This is a genomic window from Erwinia sp. MYb416 (genome assembly GCF_037479575.1).
In the GTDB taxonomy this organism is placed as follows: Bacteria; Pseudomonadota; Gammaproteobacteria; order Enterobacterales; family Enterobacteriaceae; genus Erwinia; species Erwinia rhapontici.
Map to the genome: position 1 here is coordinate 189895 of NZ_JBBGYT010000419.1, position 18429 is coordinate 208323.

General features: G+C 53.9%; 18 protein-coding genes, 1 tRNA gene, 1 rRNA gene and 1 pseudogene. 6 read left to right on the plus strand and 15 right to left on the minus strand.

Going from position 1 to position 18429, the window contains the following annotated elements:
- Positions 1–1099 (minus strand): peptide chain release factor 2 gene (prfB, locus tag WH277_RS06510; RefSeq protein WP_133846113.1). Its coding sequence is split into 2 segments (ribosomal slippage): positions 1–1023 and positions 1025–1099, totalling 1098 coding nucleotides; the frame shifts between segments, so codons are not numbered across the junction.
- Positions 1100–1201: 102 nt separating this feature from the next.
- Here prfB and WH277_RS06515 point away from each other — a divergent pair.
- Positions 1202–1827 (plus strand): annotated as a pseudogene (locus WH277_RS06515) (LysE family translocator).
- Positions 1828–1941: 114 nt separating this feature from the next.
- Here the strand turns inward: WH277_RS06515 and recJ are convergent.
- From recJ to xerD, 3 genes are read right to left on the minus strand one after another with little or no spacing between them, the layout of a single operon-like run.
- Positions 1942–3660: a single-stranded-DNA-specific exonuclease RecJ gene (gene recJ, locus WH277_RS06520; RefSeq protein WP_133846115.1), complete on the minus strand. Its 1719-nt coding sequence runs from the start codon at positions 3658–3660 to the stop codon at positions 1942–1944.
- 5 nt (positions 3661–3665) lie between these two features.
- Positions 3666–4370, minus strand: coding sequence for a bifunctional protein-disulfide isomerase/oxidoreductase DsbC (gene dsbC / locus WH277_RS06525; protein ID WP_133846116.1), 705 nt, complete (start codon positions 4368–4370; stop codon positions 3666–3668).
- A 48-nt stretch (positions 4371–4418) separates the two neighbouring features.
- Positions 4419–5312 carry a site-specific tyrosine recombinase XerD gene (gene xerD / locus WH277_RS06530; protein ID WP_133846117.1) on the minus strand — a complete coding sequence of 298 codons (894 nt, stop codon included), beginning with the start codon at positions 5310–5312 and terminating at the stop codon, positions 4419–4421.
- Positions 5313–5491: 179 nt separating this feature from the next.
- On the opposite strand from xerD, the gene fldB reads away from it, so the two are divergent.
- Complete coding sequence (gene fldB, locus WH277_RS06535) at positions 5492–6010, plus strand: flavodoxin FldB (protein WP_133846139.1); 519 nt, start codon at positions 5492–5494, stop codon at positions 6008–6010.
- Between the two features lie 96 nt (positions 6011–6106).
- On the opposite strand, the gene creD is transcribed toward fldB, so the two are convergent.
- From creD to sdhE, 5 genes are all read right to left on the minus strand, one after another.
- A complete protein-coding gene (creD, locus tag WH277_RS06540) occupies positions 6107–7468 on the minus strand; it encodes a cell envelope integrity protein CreD (protein WP_133846118.1) in 1362 nt (453 codons plus the stop codon).
- 89 nt (positions 7469–7557) lie between these two features.
- Positions 7558–8976, minus strand: a complete 1419-nt coding sequence (gene creC, locus WH277_RS06545; RefSeq protein ID WP_167863302.1) for a two-component system sensor histidine kinase CreC — start codon at positions 8974–8976, stop codon at positions 7558–7560.
- Entirely contained in the window at positions 8976–9671 is a 696-nt protein-coding gene (creB, locus tag WH277_RS06550; RefSeq protein WP_133846120.1) for a two-component system response regulator CreB, read from the minus strand. Before creB ends, creC begins: the two co-directional genes overlap by 1 nt.
- Entirely contained in the window at positions 9664–10077 is a 414-nt protein-coding gene (locus tag WH277_RS06555) for a protein YgfX (RefSeq protein ID WP_159337897.1), read from the minus strand. The genes creB and WH277_RS06555 overlap by 8 nt, the downstream gene beginning before the upstream one ends.
- The gene (gene sdhE, locus WH277_RS06560; protein ID WP_133846122.1) at positions 10058–10324 is read right to left on the minus strand and encodes an FAD assembly factor SdhE; all 267 of its coding nucleotides are present in this window, start codon (positions 10322–10324) and stop codon (positions 10058–10060) included. Before sdhE ends, WH277_RS06555 begins: the two co-directional genes overlap by 20 nt.
- A gap of 226 nt (positions 10325–10550) precedes the next feature.
- Here sdhE and ygfZ point away from each other — a divergent pair, with 226 nt between their 5' ends.
- Positions 10551–11537, plus strand: a complete 987-nt coding sequence (gene ygfZ, locus WH277_RS06565; RefSeq protein WP_133846123.1) for a tRNA-modifying protein YgfZ — start codon at positions 10551–10553, stop codon at positions 11535–11537.
- An 11-nt stretch (positions 11538–11548) separates the two neighbouring features.
- On the opposite strand, the gene trhA is transcribed toward ygfZ, so the two are convergent.
- Positions 11549–12202 carry a PAQR family membrane homeostasis protein TrhA gene (gene trhA, locus WH277_RS06570; RefSeq protein WP_133846124.1) on the minus strand — a complete coding sequence of 218 codons (654 nt, stop codon included), beginning with the start codon at positions 12200–12202 and terminating at the stop codon, positions 11549–11551.
- A gap of 212 nt (positions 12203–12414) precedes the next feature.
- On the opposite strand from trhA, the gene WH277_RS06575 reads away from it, so the two are divergent.
- Positions 12415–13023 carry an HD domain-containing protein gene (locus WH277_RS06575; protein ID WP_133846125.1) on the plus strand — a complete coding sequence of 203 codons (609 nt, stop codon included), beginning with the start codon at positions 12415–12417 and terminating at the stop codon, positions 13021–13023.
- 70 nt (positions 13024–13093) lie between these two features.
- On the opposite strand, the gene WH277_RS06580 is transcribed toward WH277_RS06575, so the two are convergent.
- Entirely contained in the window at positions 13094–13816 is a 723-nt protein-coding gene (locus WH277_RS06580; RefSeq protein ID WP_133846126.1) for a class I SAM-dependent methyltransferase, read from the minus strand.
- Between the two features lie 45 nt (positions 13817–13861).
- On the opposite strand from WH277_RS06580, the gene gloB reads away from it, so the two are divergent.
- Together gloB and mltD are read left to right on the plus strand one after the other, a co-directional pair.
- Complete coding sequence (gene gloB, locus WH277_RS06585; RefSeq protein ID WP_339505046.1) at positions 13862–14617, plus strand: hydroxyacylglutathione hydrolase; 756 nt, start codon at positions 13862–13864, stop codon at positions 14615–14617.
- Positions 14618–14688: 71 nt separating this feature from the next.
- Positions 14689–16068: a murein transglycosylase D gene (gene mltD, locus WH277_RS06590; RefSeq protein WP_133846128.1), complete on the plus strand. Its 1380-nt coding sequence runs from the start codon at positions 14689–14691 to the stop codon at positions 16066–16068.
- 58 nt (positions 16069–16126) lie between these two features.
- Here mltD and WH277_RS06595 read toward each other — a convergent pair whose 3' ends face one another.
- The 4 genes from WH277_RS06595 to rrf all read right to left on the minus strand — a co-directional run bounded on the left by WH277_RS06595 (position 16127) and on the right by rrf (position 18185).
- A complete protein-coding gene (locus tag WH277_RS06595; RefSeq protein WP_133846129.1) occupies positions 16127–16891 on the minus strand; it encodes a class I SAM-dependent methyltransferase in 765 nt (254 codons plus the stop codon).
- Positions 16892–16909: 18 nt separating this feature from the next.
- Positions 16910–17713 carry an endonuclease/exonuclease/phosphatase family protein gene (locus WH277_RS06600; RefSeq protein WP_133846130.1) on the minus strand — a complete coding sequence of 268 codons (804 nt, stop codon included), beginning with the start codon at positions 17711–17713 and terminating at the stop codon, positions 16910–16912.
- Between the two features lie 179 nt (positions 17714–17892).
- Positions 17893–17969 (minus strand) — tRNA-Asp (locus WH277_RS06605).
- Positions 17970–18069: 100 nt separating this feature from the next.
- Positions 18070–18185 (minus strand): 5S ribosomal RNA (gene rrf, locus WH277_RS06610).
- Positions 18186–18429: the final 244 nt, after the last annotated feature.

The following is an 18429-nucleotide window of genomic DNA, read 5'->3' on the forward strand; positions in this document are numbered from 1 at the left end:
TTATAAACCTGCTTTCAAACTTGCTTCAATGAAACGATCCAGATCGCCGTCCAGAACCGCCTGAGTATTGCGTGTTTCCACGCCTGTACGCAGATCCTTAATGCGGGAATCATCCAGCACGTAAGAGCGGATCTGGCTGCCCCAGCCGATGTCAGACTTGTTGTCTTCCGCCGTCTGTTTGTCAGCATTTTTTTTCTGCATTTCGTATTCGTACAGTTTGGCGCGCAACTGTTTGAAGGCCTGATCTTTGTTTTTATGCTGAGAGCGGTCATTCTGGCACTGCACGACAATGTTGGTCGGTAAGTGGGTAATACGCACCGCCGACTCCGTTTTGTTGACGTGCTGACCACCGGCACCGGAGGCGCGGTAAACGTCGATACGCAGGTCGGCCGGGTTAATGTCGATATCGATGTTGTCGTCCACTTCCGGGTAGATAAACACCGAACTGAAAGAGGTATGACGACGGCCACCGGAGTCAAACGGGCTTTTACGCACCAGGCGATGCACGCCGGTTTCAGTGCGTAACCAGCCAAACGCGTAGTCGCCGATGATTTTAATGGTGGCGGATTTGGTACCGGCCACTTCACCGTCAGACTCTTCGATAATTTCGGTTTTAAAGCCTCTCGCTTCAGCCCAGCGCAGGTACATACGCAGCAGCATGCTGGCCCAGTCCTGAGCTTCTGTCCCGCCGGAGCCTGCCTGGATATCCATGTAGCAGTCGGCGCTGTCGTATTCGCCGGAGAACATACGACGGAATTCTAATTCGCCGAGTTTCTTTTCCAGCACATCCAGTTCAGCAATCGCTTCATTGAAGGTGTCTTCATCATCGGCCTCAACGGCCAGCTCGAGCAGGCCTGAAACATCTTCCAGCCCCTGCTCCATCAGATCCAGTGTTTCCACAACGGCTTCTAATGCGGAGCGTTCTTTACCCAGCGCCTGGGCGCGTTCAGGTTCATTCCAGACATCAGGCTGTTCCAGTTCAGCGTTTACTTCCTGAAGACGTTCTTTCTTGGCATCATAGTCAAAGATACCCCCGAAGAACGCTGCTGCGCTCTGTGAGATCCTGAATACGGTTCTTTACCGGATTAATTTCAAACATGGTTTTAATCTTTTTAGGTGATCGAAATGGACGTAATAGTAACCACGCAGTTTAACCGAAATAGCGCACAGTTTGTAGCACTGAACACAATGGAGAATCGCCATGTCCGTTACCGATGCCCTGATGGCATTCACCTTTGCCGCCGCACTGCTGACATTGACGCCGGGGCTGGATACCGCGTTGATTTTACGCACCGCCACGGTAGAGGGAACCCGGAAGGCCATTCAGGCTCAACTGGGCATTAATGCCGGCTGTCTGGCGTGGGCCGCTGCCGTGGCGTTTGGCCTCGGTGCACTGATTGCCGTGTCTGAGCTGGCTTATAACCTGTTGAAGTGGTGCGGAGCAGGCTACCTCGCCTGGCTTGGCGTGCAAATGTTGCTGAAACCTCGCCAGCAAATGGGCGACGTAACCCTGAGCAGCGGTAGCCAGAACGCGTTTCTACGCGGTTTTTTCGGCAATCTGCTCAATCCTAAAGTCGGGATTTTTTACGTCTCCTTCCTGCCACAGTTTATTCCGACCGGGCATTCGCCGGTGCTCTGGACCTTTGGACTGGTGCTAATCCATGTAGTGCTGGGCACGCTGTGGTCGGCGCTGCTGATTGGCAGCACGCGCAAACTGTCAGGGATATTAAAACAGGAAGGGGTGGTGAAGTGGCTCGACCGCACCACGGGCGCGGGGTGTTTTTTTTGTTTGCTGCAAAACTGGCGTTAAGCCGCCGGCCGGGATGATGTGAAAAAGGGGCGACGGATCAGTAGCGTCATGGTCGCCCCCTACGGGTTAAATTTCCTGTAGGGGCTGACCTTCTGTGTCGGTCAGCCCGCCAGCACAATGGATGAGGTGAATTACAGCGCCCAGAGATGGTCGATGATCAGCTGCACATTACGGTTGCCGCGGAACTCGTTGATGTCCAGCTTGTAAGCCAGCTCAACCTGCTTCACGCTGGGATCGGGCCACAGAGCCGTATCAATGTTAAACGCGATACCGTCCAGCAAAGGGCCACCGCCCAATGGCTCAATCATCACTTTCAGATGACGCTCACCTACCAGCTTCTGCTGTAACAGCTTAAATTTGCCATCAAACGTCGGTTCAGGGAACGCCTGGCCCCAGGGGCCTGCTTCACGCAGCAGTTCCGCGGTGGGCAGCGTCAGCTCCTGCGCCATCAGTTCGCCGTCGGACCAGACCACGCCCTGAAGGGATTCCGCCTCCAGCCAGTCGCCCACCAGATCGGCAAAACACTGACGGAAACGTTCAAAGTTCGCCTCTTCCAGTGACAACCCTGCCGCCATCGCATGTCCACCAAATTTGATGATCAGCCCCGGATTAAGGGTATCCAGCCGCTCCAGCGCATCACGCATATGCAGCCCGGCAATCGAGCGTCCTGAGCCTTTCAGCGTGCCGTCGCCTGCGGGCGCAAAGGCGATCACCGGACGATGGAAACGCTCTTTCAGCCGCGAAGCCAGAATACCGACCACGCCCTGATGCCACTCTGGATGATACATCGCAATACCGAGCGGCAAAGCGTCACTGCTGCTTTCCAGACGATCGCAAAGCGCCAGCGCTTCTGACTGCATGCCCTGCTCTATCTCTTTGCGCGTCTGATTCAGTGCATCCAGCTCACTGGCAAGCATACGCGCCTGGCCCAGGTCTTCACTGAGCAATAGCGCCACCCCGACCGACATATCATCCAGCCGCCCGGCGGCATTGAGACGCGGGCCAAGGGCGAAACCTAAATCACTGGCGGCCAGCTGGCGCGCATCACGGTTGGCAATCTCCAGTAATGCCCGGATGCCGGGACGACATTTGCCCGCACGAATACGGCTCAGCCCCTGCCAGACCAGGATGCGATTGTTGGCATCCAGCGGCACCACATCCGCCACCGTGCCGAGCGCGACCAAATCCAGCAGTTCTGCCAGATTCGGCAGCGTGGTCACGCCACTGTCGCGCAACTGTGCACGCAGTGCCAGCATCAGATAAAACGCTACGCCCACACCCGCCAGCGATTTAGACGGAAATTCGCAGTCGTTAAGATTGGGGTTAACAATGGCATCGGCAGCCGGCAGCGTATCGCCCGGCAAATGGTGATCGGTGACCACAACCGGAATGCCTTTTTCATGGGCCAGCGCCACGCCCGCATGGGAAGAGATGCCGTTATCTACGGTGACGATCAGCTGTGCACCGCGTGCAGCCGCCTGTTCTACCACTTCCGGGCTAAGGCCGTAGCCATCATCAAAACGGTTAGGCACCAGATATTTGATGTTCTGCCCGCCCATGCTGCGTAGCGCCAGTACCGTTAGCGCCGTGCTGGTGGCCCCATCGGCATCGAAATCGCCGACAATCATGATGCAGAGGTTATCGGCCAGTGCCCGTTGCAGGATGTCCACCGCCGCCTGAATACCGCTGAGTGACTGGAAAGGATGCAAATATTTCGCGCCGCGTTCCAGTTCACTGGCCTGGCGGATGCCCCGGCGGGCATACAGGCGACGTAACAATGGGTGAAGATCGGCAGGTAAGGCGGCCGTGTCCGTCGCCTCGCGACGACGGAGTTCAGTTGTGCTGTTCACGAATATCAGCCGCCGTTTTTCTGGCTGTCGAGGAATTTCTTCAGGTCCTGTGGATTCTGATAGCCAGGGATCATGCTGCCATTCTCAAGCAGAATAGCCGGGGTGCCCTGGATACCGTAAAGAATGCCCAATTTGTACTGCTGGCCGATATCGATTTTGCCGTCAATCGGCGATACAGCTTCACCTTTCATCGCGGCATCAAAGGCTTTGCGCGGTTCAGCGGCAGACCAGATAGATTTCATCTCTTTCGCCACATTGCCGTTCATCCCTTCACGCGGGAAAGCCAGATAACGCACGGTAATCCCCAGCGCATTATAGTCAGCCATTTCCTGATGCAGCTTGCGGCAATAGCCGCAGGTAATGTCGGTAAACACCGTCACCACGTACTGCTGTTTTGGCGCTTTATACACGATCATCTCTTTGCTCAACGCTTCAACTTTCTTTTCCAGCAGTTGATTGGTGACGTTGACCGGCTGACCGCCGCTGACATCATAGAGAGGCCCCTGTACGAAATGTTTGCCATCGTCGGTGACGTACAGCACACCGCTTTCGCTCAGCACGGTTTTAAACCCTGGCAGAGGCGAAGGCTGAATCTCGGTCTGCTGTAAGCCCAGCTTACTCAGAGACTGTTTAATCGCTGCATCATCAGCATAGGCCAGTCCGCTGGCCAGCGCGATGAGTCCCGAAAGTAACAGGAAATGTTTCTTCATTTTTTATGTCCTTATAGCCTGACTAAGCGGGCTGTATGTTTTTGTCGATCAGGCACGCGGATGATGCTGCTGATGGAGCTGGCGCAGCCGTTCTGTCGCTACGTGCGTGTAAATCTGGGTGGTTGATAAATCGCTATGACCCAACAACATCTGTACGACACGTAAATCCGCGCCGTGGTTCAGCAAATGGGTGGCAAAAGCATGACGCAGCACGTGCGGTGACAGTTTTGCGCTGTCGATGCCTGCTAGTGTGGCGTAATGTTTGATGCGATGCCAGAAAGTTTGCCGGGTCATTTGTTGCGCGCGGTTACTGGGAAATAGCACATCGAGCGACTGACCATTGAGCAACCAGGGGCGACCGTATTCGATAAACTGTTCGATCCAGTGGACCGCCTCTTCGCCCATCGGCACCAAACGCTCTTTGTTCCCTTTACCAATAACGCGCACCACGCCCTGGCGCAGGCTGATATCGCTGAGCGTCAGCCCGACCAGCTCTGTCACACGTAATCCGGTGGCATAAAGGAGTTCCAGCATCGCCTTATCGCGCAGCTCAATCGGCTGGTCCAGACAGGGCGCCTGCAATAACCTTTCCACCTGTGCCTCAGAGAGATCCTTGGGCAGGCGCTGCGGCAGTTTTGGCGACGAGAGTAAGGCACTGGGATCGTCCTCACGCAGCTTTTCGCGGTAGAGATACTGGAACAGGCGGCGCATGGCACTGAGCAAGCGCGCAGAGCTGGTCGCTTTGTATCCGCCTTCCAGCCGTTCAGCCAGAAAACCCTGCAAGTTGATCGCATCCACCGTCAGCAGAGAAAGTTGCTGGTGCTGCAACCAGCCACAGAGCGATCGAAGGTCAAGGCGGTAAGAAGCAACGGTGTTTTGCGCCAGATTACGCTCGATCCACAGCGCATCAAGAAATTGCTCAATCAGATCGTTATCCTGCACTTCAACCTCTCTAATCTGCGATTCTCATGACGCGGAGTGCGTTATATAAAATCACTTTACGCTTAAAAATCATAACCATGCAACATCACACTGCCGTACAAAGCCGCCCCATTATGCCTTATTCCTGCCCGATTCTGATATAATCGCGCCAGACTTTACGAAAAATGAGTTTCACTACCATGAATATCGGTCTGTTTTATGGATCCAGCACCTGTTACACCGAGATGGCGGCAGAGAAGATTCGTGACTTTATTGGTGACGATCTGGTGACGCTGCATAACCTGAAAGATGACTCTCCCACGCTGATGGAGCAGTATGATTTGCTGATCCTCGGTATTCCAACCTGGGATTTTGGCGAATTGCAGGAAGACTGGGAAGCCATCTGGACCGATCTGCCACAGCTCAATTTACAGGGAAAAGTGGTGGCACTCTATGGCATGGGTGACCAGGGGGAATACAGCGAATGGTTCCTCGATGCGTTAGGGATGCTGCATGAAGTGCTGGCTCCGTCCGGGGTACAGTTTGTCGGTTACTGGCCGCTGGAAGGCTATGAATTTACGAGCAAAAAACCACTGACTGCCGACGGCAAACAGTTTGTCGGCCTGGCGCTGGATGACATCAACCAGTTTGAGCAGACCGACGAACGTATTGCGCAATGGTGTGAACAGATCCTGACTGAGATGGCAGAACTGCTGTAATTCCGTCGCAAAAAATCAAAGGGCCGATCGAAAAAATGATCGGCCCCGACTGTCGGGGCGGAGTTTCTCTTTCGCTCCGCCCATGCCTTCAGAGGTTTATTTCCACAAACCGAAACGGCCTTCTTCCTCCTGCGCACTTTCAGTGCTCAACTCTGGCATTGCGGTCGCCGACAGACGATACCAGTCGATATTTCTCGTCAGCGCCATCACGGCTGCCAGTGCTGCCATCAGTACCCCCGTCCCCAGCAACAGCGCGCTGTCCTCCGATTGCAGTAACTGCCACAGCACCGCATCCAGCACCAGCAAACCCCCGACAAACATCAGACTGCGCCGCCATCCGCGTAGTACCGCCTGCAAATAGAAACCGTTGATCGCCGCACAGGTCAGGCTCGCCGTCAGCCAGGCAAGGTTAAACCCGATATGTTCGGACAGCGCCAGCAGCACCAGGAAGAACATCACCAGCGACAGCCCCACCAGCAAATACTGCATTGGGTGCACCCGCAACGCGGTCAGCGTTTCAAACAGGAAGAAAGCCATATAGGTCAGGCCAATCAGCAGAATGGCGTATTTCACCGCACGTTCAGTTTGCTGATATTGATCCACCGGGTTAACGACCATCGAACTGAAGGCCGGGAGCTTATCGCTGCTCACGGTAAAGTCATCACGCACCAGCGAATTGAGATTGTTAGCAAACCAACTGCTCTGCCAGCGTGCGGTGAAACCTTCAGGCGTAATCTGGTGTTGTTCAGGCAGGAAACTGCCGGTAAAACCCGGGTGCGGCCAGTTGCTCTTCAGATCAAAGGTGCTGTTTTTACCTAATGGCACCACTTCAAGCTGCTGTGTTCCCTGTAGTTTAAGCGTGAAGTTCAGCGCCAGGTTTTTCTCCTCTAACACGCTGTCCGGAAGCGCCACATGCAGGCCTTCACTGCTACCGGGAAGATCGCTGCCCGGCTGGAAATCCAGCTGTTGATCGCCAATATTCAGCGGTGTCACACTGCTGATCCCACGTGAGTCACCCACGCCCATCACCAGCCAGGGATTACCGAGGGTAATACCCGGCTTTTTAATATCGGCCAGTTGCTCGCTGTCGAAAGTGGCATTAATGGAGACGCCTGTACGCCAGACCTGCCCCTGATAAATACCCACCTTACGCTGTTCTACCTGCTGGTCACCCGCCACCCGCAGGTTTTTAGGCAGGTAATAACGCAGATGATTCTGCTGAACGGTGACTTCTTTACCATCGCGGGTTTCCGTAACGATTTCGCTCCATGGAATGGCGATCAACGGCCCGAAGAGACGCTGCGGACCACTGGTGCTCTGGCTGAGCTTATCGGCCACACTATCGCGCCATACGCTGCGCTCGGTAATCAATGAACTGAGCAGACTTAACGGTACCAGCAGCAGAAGCAGGCAGCCGATCAGCGTTAGCATTTTCCAGAATAAAGGGGTTTTCATCATGTTGGACTCTCCTGTGTCGATAACGCAGAAGATAGCCCCCCTGAATGGGGAGAAAATGAAGTTATGTGAAGGGACGGTGAAGTGGGCCGTTATTTTTTCACAGTGAGCTGAGCACAGACACCACCTTCCGGGCGTGACCTCAGGGTAATGTTGCCCTGATGCAAGCGGGCCACCTCCTGCACAAACGCCAGGCCCAGCCCGCTACTCTTCTCACCGTTACTGCGCGGCAGTGAATAGAAACGGTCGAAAATATGCGGCATCGCATAGTCCGGAATACCGCTACCGCTGTCCAGTACGCGGAATATCACCTCATCGGCCGACTGACTGATCTGAATCCTCACCTCGCCCTCCAGAGGCGTAAAGTCGAGTGCATTATCCAGCAGATTTCCCAGCGCCTGCTCCAGCAATAGCACATCGGCCCGCACAGACAGCCCGTCAACGTTGGCGGCGTCGAAGGTCAGATGTTTACCCTGAGCCTGTACCGCCCGGCTGTCACACAGTGAAGTAACCAGAGGCAGCAGGCTAACCGACTGGCGCTGGATTTCAGGGCGGTTTTCCAGCGTTGCCTGGCGAAGCAAATTGTCGATCAACCGCTGCATACGGATATTCTGTTGCAGGATATTGGCAGAGAAACGCTGAACCACCTCAGCCGGAGGGCATTCACGCAGGATTTCCGCCGCGCCGCGTATCGCCGCCAGCGGGCTTTTCAGTTCGTGGGTTAGCGCATGGGCATAATGCTCAATGTAACGCTTCCCTTCCAGCCGCAGACGCATACTCTCCAGCGCCTGCGCCAGCTTGCGTAACTCAGTGCTGTTCATCGCTGGCAGAGGTTGCGCATCGCCTTCTGTTACCGAGTCGGCATAACGTACCAGACGACCAACAGAGCGGTTAATCCACAGGACAAATCCCAGACCGATCAGCAAAGCAATGCCCAGCAGGGCTGCACCCGCCCAGAGAATACGGTGTTCACTGCGGCGGATCACCGGCACCATCGTACTGTTGGCTTTCCCCACGCTGATCACCCCAAGCAGCTTTGCGCCATCGCGCACCGGGGCCGCCACATACATCACCGAGCTGGCATCATCGTCAGGATTGCTGCGGGTACTGCGTGCACCGTACTCACCGCGCAGCGTCAGCAGAACATCATTCCAGCGCGAATAATCCTGCCCTGTCGCCACCCCGGAAGAGTCAAACAGCACAATCCCTTTCGCATCGGTGAGGTAAACACGATATTCATTGCGCCGCTTGGCGATGCCGCTGATATTGGCATGGACCGGGTAACCCCGCAGTTGCGAGAAAGCCTGCGCCAGCTGGCCCTGCTGCGGCTGACCGCTGAGGATATCTGCACGGGCGAACTGCGCCAACAATGTCGCGGTATCGACCAATGTACCTTCGGTGGCACGCCTTACCCCAGGTTTGATCTCCTTGAGGAAAATGCTCAGAACAAACCACGCGGCGACGGCAACAATAAGAAAATAGCCGAGCAGTAGACGCATTCCGATGCGCATCAGCCCGTCACCAGACTGTAACCCAGGCCACGATGGGTCATCAGCACCTGCTCGTGCGGGTTGATGTCGCGCAGTTTGGCACGCAGGGTTTTGATATGGGTGTCAACGGTACGATCAAGGCTCTCTTCCGCCTCTTTCCAGACCAGATTCATCAACTGCTGGCGTGAGAACACCCTGCCTGGCGAGAGCAGCAAGGTTTTCAACAACAGGTATTCATAACGCGTCAGTATCAGAGACTGATTGCACCATTGCACACGTGCAGCAGATTCATCGAGAGTGAACTGGCCAACGTTATAACGCGGAGACTGAGCAATGCGCTGCTGTTTTTGCAGTCGACGCAGCAGTGTGCGCACCCGCGCGCAGACTTCACGTGGGGAGAATGGCTTGGCAACATAATCGTCCGCGCCAATTTCCAGCCCCAGCAGGCGGTCAACTTCTTCGCTGCGGGCAGTAAGAAACAATACCGGCAGGTCAGGTTGCAATGCCAGCAATCGGCGGCACAGTTCAAAACCATTGATATCGGGCAGGCCAACGTCAAGGATCACCAGATCCGGTACCTGCAGCGGCAAGGCTTCCAGCAACGGCACACCGCGCGGGAACCAGCGGGTTTCGAACCCTTCCAGTTGCAGCATATATAACAATGTATCCGCAATGGCGGCTTCATCTTCTACCAGCCAGATGGTGGGGCTACTCATCCCGCGGTTCCTTTTCATTCAGCAGGTGTTGGCGCAGAAGCCGCCATTCGCTGCTGTCCATGCCATCGGCAAATAGCCATAACCGCTCGCGACGGCCTGCCGTGTTCTGTAATGTCAGCCGAATCGCCCGTTGCGTCAGCCACGGGCGGGAGGTCATGCGCCACTGGCACTGCGCCCAGACTATCACACGCCCCTTGTGCAGGGTGATCTCCCCCCGACAATGCCGGATACGATGTCGACTGCACTGGCACTCCAGAAGAACCAGCAGCAGTAACAGGATGCGTGGCAATGAGACGCTGTCCGGCCAGGGTGCCAGCAGCAGCGCCAGGATCAACGTGCCATGCAGTACCAGCGATAACGTTTGTGCGCGCCGGGAGGCCCGCAGATTACATCGCCACCGGACCACGTGCTCGGTTTCTGTCCTGAATTAATGCCACCATCCGTTGCAGCTCAGCATCAGCGGGTTCACCGTGATTCATCAGCCAGTTAAACAAATCGGGGTCATCACTCTCCAGCAGACGTACGAAGAGCTGTTTGTCTTCATCGGTCAGTGAATCAAACTCATACTGGAAGAACGGCATGATGGAGATATCGAGTTCGCGCATGCCACGACGGCATGCCCAGTGAATACGTGATTTATTTGAAATATCCATGTCACTCTGCGTCGGTTAACCAAACAGGGTGCACAGTGTACCGCTTTTTTGCGCTACTGTTGATTCAGCAATTATCACCCTGCGCGTCAGCCCGCAAAACAGTGGCATCAGTTACAGGGTTATCACGCGTTTTGTGCCGCATTTTCCGGAAACAGGTTGCAAAGCCGTGCTGCTCTTTTAACATGAGAAACAGATTTTCATCCCCTGCTTACTTTAGGACTGAATTATGCCGACGATTTCTTTCCCGCCGCGTCAACCCGCCGCATCAGCCCGCTTGCCGTTAACGCTGATCTCACTGGAAGCGTGGGCGCTGGTGAACGCAACAGGTGCCGATCGCATCAGCTATTTGCAGGGGCAAGTGACTCTGGATGTGGCCGCGCTGGGTGCCGAACAACATCGCCCTGCAGCACACTGTGATGCTAAAGGAAAGATGTGGAGCAACCTGCGCCTGTTTCATCGCGGTGAAGGCCTTGCCTTTATTGAGCGCCGCAGCTTGCGCGATAACCAGCTGGTGGAACTAAAAAAATATGCCGTCTTTGCCAAAGTCACGCTGGTAGCCGACGATGAATCGGTGCTGCTCGGTGTTGCCGGTTTTCAGGCCCGTGGCGCGCTAACGGATCTGTTCAGCGTGCTGCCTGATGCAGAGTCTCCGGTGGTTCAGGATGGGGAGAGCACGCTGTTATGGTTTGATCTGCCAGCCGAGCGCTTTCTGCTAGTCACCTCTCAGGCCAAAGCCGAAGAGGTGCGTAAAAAACTGGCTGATTCAGCACAGCTCAACGACAGCTCACAGTGGCTGGCGCTGGAAATTGAAGCCGGTTTCCCGGTGATTGATGCTGAGACCAGCGCACAGCTGATCCCACAGGCCACTAACCTGCAGGCACTGGATGCTATCAGCTTTAAGAAAGGCTGCTATACCGGGCAGGAAATGGTCGCCCGCGCAAAATTTCGTGGGGCCAATAAGCGTGCGCTCTACTGGCTGGCGGGCAAGGCGGGCATCGTGCCTGCAGCAAACGATGCGCTGGAAATGAAGATGGGTGAGAACTGGCGCCGTACCGGCACTATTCTGGCCGCGTGCCAGCTCGACAACGGTGACGTCTGGATTCAGGCCGTGATGAACAACGATCTGGACGCGGATACCGTACTACGTGTGCAAGGGGATGAGGGCGGCGAACTGGCGATCCAGCCGCTGCCCTATGAGATCACCGCCGGTTAATCAGCACGGGGTTACACCACATACAGGTAGATGGCCAGAAAGTGACACAACGATCCACCGAGAACGAAGCCATGCCAGATGGCATGGTTGTAGGGAATGCGCTTCGCCACATAGAAAATCACCCCAAGTGAGTAGATGATCCCGCCTGCAGCCAGTAACCACACGCTGCCCGCAGGCAGGGTCATTACCATCTGATACAGCACAATCACCGACAGCCAGCCCATCAACATGTAGGTGACCAGCGACAGTGCTTCAAATCGGTGGGCAAACACCAGCTTAAACAACACGCCAGTCAACGCCAGCCCCCAGATGACCACCATCAGCCAGTGCGCCAGCGGCGACTTCAATCCTACCAGTAGAAATGGCGTGTAGGTGCCAGCAATCAGCAGATAAATAGCCGAGTGGTCGAGTTTTTTGAGCCAGAATTTCGCCCGTTCACCCGGTATAGAATGATACAGGGTGGAGGCCAAAAACAGCAGAATGATACTGCCGCCATACAGGCTGTAGCTGATGATCGCCAGCGCACCAGCCCGGTTATCAATCGCCTGGTCCAGCATCAGGACCAGACCAATAACACCCAACAGGCAGCCGATGCCGTGGCTGATGCTATTCGCAATCTCTTCCGCCACTGAATACCCGCCCGTCAGTACTTTTTGCTTCACCATATCAACCCTTTTTCCGGTTCTTGCTACTCCGCCATCACTCGTTGTGCTGGCGGAAAAATCATCACCGCTAGCCTAACTGACAATAATTTCAGAGTACACATGTAAGCTAAAATATTGTGTGTAATCATGCAACGCACATTCTTTCGCGAAATACGCAAACGTTTCCCTTACAATACGGGCAAACTTTTTTCAGGGCATAAGTGAGACAGGTGATGTCAGACAGGGTAGCAGCCTTAGATTTCGGCGCGATGACAGAAGTCGTACAGTTTTTAATGGAGCTGGACAAACTAAAAGGCGTGGAGCGCCGTACCCGACTGCTCAGCAATGCACGTCAGGAAAACTCAGCGGAGCACAGCTGGCACCTGGCAATGGCGGCCATGAGTCTGGCCCCCTTCTCTCAGGCTACCATTGATGTTCAGCACGCCACGCAGTTGGCGCTTTTACATGATGTGGTTGAGATCGATGCAGGTGACGTCCTCGTGTACGACATCGCCGCGCGTGATGCCATTCAGGAACAGGAAGTGGCTGCCGCCGGACGTATTTTTGGGTTACTGCCCACCGAGTTGAGCCAACGTTTCCGCGCGCTGTGGGATGAATATGAAGCCGGAGAAACTGCAGAGGCGCGTTTTGCAAATATGCTCGACCGCGCCCTGCCCATCATGCTTAACCTGCACAATCAGGGCCAGAGCTGGAAAGAGAATGGTATCCGCCTGGAGCAGGTGGAAGCACGTAACGTCAAGCTGGCGGAGCAGTGGCCGGAGCTATGGGGCTATTTGAAGCAGCATCTGGACAATGCCCATGCGCAGGGCTGGTTGCTTTAGCCGCTTAGCGAGCGGCCGGGGGGGCTGACGGGAAAGCAAGGTCGGCCCTAAAACAGTTATACTTGCACTGTCAGTTTCTGCGCCCTGCCCGGTACTGGTTTGTCGCGCCCATCGCGTGTAATTGCCGGGTCCCGGCACTTTTCTTCGCCGGATTTTTCGTCAGTGGGAAGGTCCTTTTACGCGCCACAATCACATTCAGACAGCCCAGCGCAGGCAAGTGGGTGCTGATCATCTTGCCTCCCTGTCGATTCCACGGCAGCACCTGAAAACTGATGCTCTGCATCACTTCGTAATTCAGCAGACTCAGCCAGTCCAGCAGTCTCATCTGAGTAAACATTCGACTGTTCCATGGGATCCGTCGGTGCAGACCCGGGATAAGTTTACCTATCCCCAGAACGCTGAAGAGGTTAAAACCGCTGATAATCATCCAGCCGTCATCGATAAGCACCCTGTCGACTTCACGGAGCACCCTGTGTGGATCACTGCTCCACGCCAGCGTATGTGCCAGCAGGCAGGCATCCACTGACTTGGACTCAAACGGTAGACTAAGAGGATCGGCCCTGACCTGAAGCGACTCACCGCTCAACCCTACATTCACCTGGTGTGAGATAGCACAGCTTTCAGTGTCGATTTCAGCACTCAGGTTACCGATTTTCAGCAAATGGAAGCCGTAAAGTTTGCTGAGACAGGGCCGCAGTTGGTGTGACAGAGCATCACGATAAAATTCACCGCAGGGTATCTGCGCCCAGGACTCTGGCACATGACGGATTTGGCGTGTTTTAGCAGGCTTCATGCTTTACCATCTTCTTTCCCTTGCGAGCATCCAGGAGCGATAATAATGAATCTTACCAGTATTCCAGCCCTGCAGGACAACTACATCTGGACCTTACATGATGATACAGGTCATTGCCTGATTGTTGACCCCGGCGAAGCGGCTCCGGTGTTACGCATGATTGAACAAAACCAGTGGCAGCCTGTGGCGATTTTGCTCACACATCATCATCATGATCATGTGGGTGGCGTGGCCGAACTGGTCTCTCATTACCCTGATTTAGCGGTGTATGGCCCAGAAGAAACGCGCGTTAAAGGGGCTAAAACTATCGTCAGTGAAGGTGATATCGTGTCGGTTTTGGGTCGAGATTTTACGATTTATGCCACGCCCGGCCACACTTTAGGACATATCTCATATTTCAGTTTCCCTTACCTTTTTTGCGGGGACACTCTTTTTTCAGGTGGATGCGGTAGGTTATTTGAAGGCACAGCAGAACAGATGTTCTATTCTTTTCAAAAACTTAATGAACTGCCTGATGAAACACTGGTTTGTTGCGCACATGAATATACGTTATCGAATTTAACCTTTGCACACGCTATTTATCCCCAAGAGACCGAAATAGCACGCTATTACCGAGAAATTAAGGAGTTACGCGCAAAAAATGCCATAACATTGCCTACAAAACTGGCATTGGAGCGAAAAATAAATGTTTTTTTACGCTCGCAAGACATTGAATTACAGAAACAAATAGTAATACAAACAACTCCGCAACATGAATGGCAGGTATTTGCGGTTCTACGCGAGAAGAAAGACGCTTTTTAATATTTTTGGTTGTGTTGTCGGGATCGAGCACGTATTATTGCTCGTCTTTTAAGCGAACTATTGACACACACATGAAGGCTAAAGCGATATTACTCGCCTCAGTCTTGCTGGTCGGATGCCAGGCGTCAAGGCACGATGCTAACATCCCCGAACAGCATGCACAGAGTTTGTCTTCGGCAGGTCAAGGTGAAAATGGACAGTACTCAGATGAAATGTTGTCGCCGCGCTGGCAGGACGATGGAACGTCACTTGCGCAAGACAGAGATCTGTGGAATTTCATTAGCGACGAGCTGAAGATGAAGATTCCGGATAATTACCGGATACGCGAACAAAAACAGAAGTACCTGAGTAACAAGAGCTATCTCCACGATGTAACATTACGGGCAGAGCCGTATATGTACTGGATTGTCGAGCAGATTAAGCAACGTAAAATGCCGATGGAACTGGTACTACTACCCATAGTGGAGAGCGCTTTTGATCCCCATGCTACATCATCTGCGAATGCCGCTGGCATCTGGCAGATTGTGCCGCAGACGGGACGAAATTATGGTCTTAAACAGACCCAGTGGTATGACGGACGACGCGACATTGTCGCATCGACCAAAGTTGCTCTGGACATGATGCAGCGCCTTAACGGCATGTTTGACGGTGACTGGTTATTAACCATTGCCGCCTATAACAGCGGTGAAGGTCGTGTACTCAAAGCGATAAAAGCCAATAAGGCTAAAGGTCGACCAACAGATTTCTGGTCACTTGCGCTGCCACGAGAAACTACGGTCTATGTGCCTAAAATGCTGGCTTTAGGGCAGATCCTTAAAAACAGTAAGCGTTATGGCGTACGTCTGCCGGCACCTAATGAAGCACGCGCTCTGGCGCGAGTAGAAGTAGGCCAGCAGATTGAGCTGACACAGGCAGCCGAAATGGCTGGCATGTCATTGAGCAAGCTGAAGAGCTTTAATACCGGCTACAAACGCGGTACGACGGCACCAAATGGTCCTCATTACATTATGGTTCCGAAGTCCAACGTAGCTAAACTGCGTAACTCACTGGCAAGCGGTGACATCTCAGCGGTACAGCCAACTTCTCTTGCCAGGAACAGTGTTTCTCCTGCCTCTTACAAGGTGCGCAGCGGTGATACTCTTTCAGGCATTGCCAAGCGTCTCGGGGTTCCGGTGAAAGATCTGCAACGTGCCAATAATCTGCGCGGTGTCAGTATCAAACCCGGTCAGACATTGAGCCTGGGTAACAGCAGTACGCGACTGGCAGATAACGGCGACAGCATCACCTACCAGGTACGTAAGGGTGATTCTCTGGCCAGTATCGCAAAACGTCACGGCGTAAACATCAAGGATGTTGTTCGCTGGAATAGCGTCGCCAGTAATACGAAAAACATTCAGCCTGGCGATAAGTTAACGCTGTTTGTTAACAATAATGCGACGCCAGACAGTTAACTGTTAGCCACTGCGGATGAAAATCCACACAAAAAAGCCCGTCTATGACGGGCTTTTTTTATGGCCGAATGGCCTCGATAAAGATGATATCGGTACTGAAACTGCCATCAGGCTGCAAAGCATAGTAGCGCTGCACTTCGTCAGGTGCTGAATGCTGATAGGCCCGGATCGCCTTTACCATCACATCAGGTGTACGCATTCTCTCTATCCAGCTACTGAACTCCAGATCGAGACGATCCTGCGAGACAGCCTGTATCACCAGCCCACTCTCTGTCATTAATGCCAGCCACTCACCGGGGCTGTAATCCTGCACATGAGAGGTATCACGCAAGGCTTCCACCGTCTGTAACCAGATATTCAGTACCGGATTGCCCGGTGCACTGACATCCATAAATATCACTTTACCTCCGGGTTTCAATACCCGACGGACTTCACGCAATGCACTTCCGACATCGTGCCAGTGATGCGCTGAATACCGGCTGATCACCACATCAAACTCTGCATCCGCAAAAGGCAGGTTTTCCGCATAGCCCTGCCGGGTTGTCAGGTGATGGTAGCCGCGTTCGAGCGCTGTTGCTCGCACCACTGCCAGCATTTTCTCCGACAGATCGTACGCGACCACTTCTTTAACATGCTGGGCAGCAATGAAACTGGCATGCCCGGCTCCGCAGCCCATATCAAGGACCTTCGCCTCTGATGCGTCACACAGCCGTTCTGCCAATCGTACGAGGTCACGCCCCTCCGCATGGACTACGCTGGTCAGATAAGCGCCTGCCTGTTCACCGAACTGTTTATCGACGTTATCATGGTGCTTTGTTGCCATTCTGAATAGTGTCCTTGTTTATGCGTAATCCGTAGGGTGAGCATCAAACTCAACCAGCAGTGGATTGTGGTCGGATGCACGGGTAACCAGTACCGAAGCCTCTGCGACACTCATCCCGCGATAAAAAACAAAATCCAGGGGTCGACCAAACGCTTTGCGCCGATGATCGTCGGTGAAACGGACTTCACGTAGCCCCATTTCACGAGAAAAACGATATAGCGCATTGATCCGCTGACGGCTCCACGCATTAAAGTCACCCGCCATAATCACCGGGCCCTGGTGATGAAGAATCTGTTCGCCGATCGGTCCGAGCTGTTTACTGTAAACATCAATGCCCAGACTGAAGTTCACCGCATGGATATTAACGACCATTAGCATCTGACCACCGGGCAATGGATAAGCCGTGACCAGTGCCGATTTAGCCAGCCTTAGAAGCGGCTCACGCTCACGTAAAGGACAACAGTAGACAGGGTGAGCGGAGGCCAGAGTCATGACCCCTGACGGGTGCTGAGGCAGTACAAAAGCAGGCACCTGATCGGCAGCAAGATAATGAGTGGTGGCGAAACGCACCAGTTCTGGTGTCGTTTGCGCCTCCTGTAGAAGAACAAGGTGGGCATCTTTACCAAAATTTTGCAAAACCGAGAGCCAGTCTGCGCGCTGTTGCTTGAAAATATTCCACACCAGCACTTTCAGGCGGGCTTCTGTGGTGAGCGGCGCACCGGGCGGCAATGCCTGTCCGACATGCAGCATCGCCACGGGAGGAAAAATACGCTCCGCTGGCTGGCCTGCTACGTATCTCATGGCATAAGTCTTTTTTTGCACGTTACCGCCTGCACTTTTTACAGCTGAATGGGTTTACCATCTATCAGTTATAGGGACTTTGTTGCCTACTTTCAATCGGCGGGAGCCAATTCGCACGGGATTGTACGTAAGGAAATGAAAATAAAAAATACAAATACAAAAAAGCCCTGACTCTTATGAGTCAGGGCTTTCTGTTTAAGTGGCGGAACGGACGGGGCTCGAACCCGCGACCCCCTGCGTGACAGGCAGGTATTCTAACCAACTGAACTACCGCTCCACCGATTCTGTACTGACCTCAGACTACGTCTGAATTCAGGTGTTTCGCCCTTACCTTGTCAGGGGTAAGGTCACAACCCGGTTACGGGTCTTAATTTGATGCCTGGCAGTTCCCTACTCTCGCATGGGGAGACCCCACACTACCATCGGCGCTACGGCGTTTCACTTCTGAGTTCGGCATGGGGTCAGGTGGGACCACCGCGCTAAAGCCGCCAGGCAAATTCTTTGTGCTCTGTCCTGTGTCTTTTGTGCTCTGACTGCGTTGCCTGCGCTCGTAAGCTCAGTCACATACTTATCTATGCTCCTTCCCTCACTTCACTGGCCGCCTTGTCACAGCGCAAAATCCTTCGGACTTAATTCCGGTAACAAGCTGAAAATCTCTTTTGCGTCTCTCGAACGCCACCAGAACGCTTCTGGCGTTGTAAGGTTAAGCCTCACGGGTCATTAGTACCGGTTAGCTC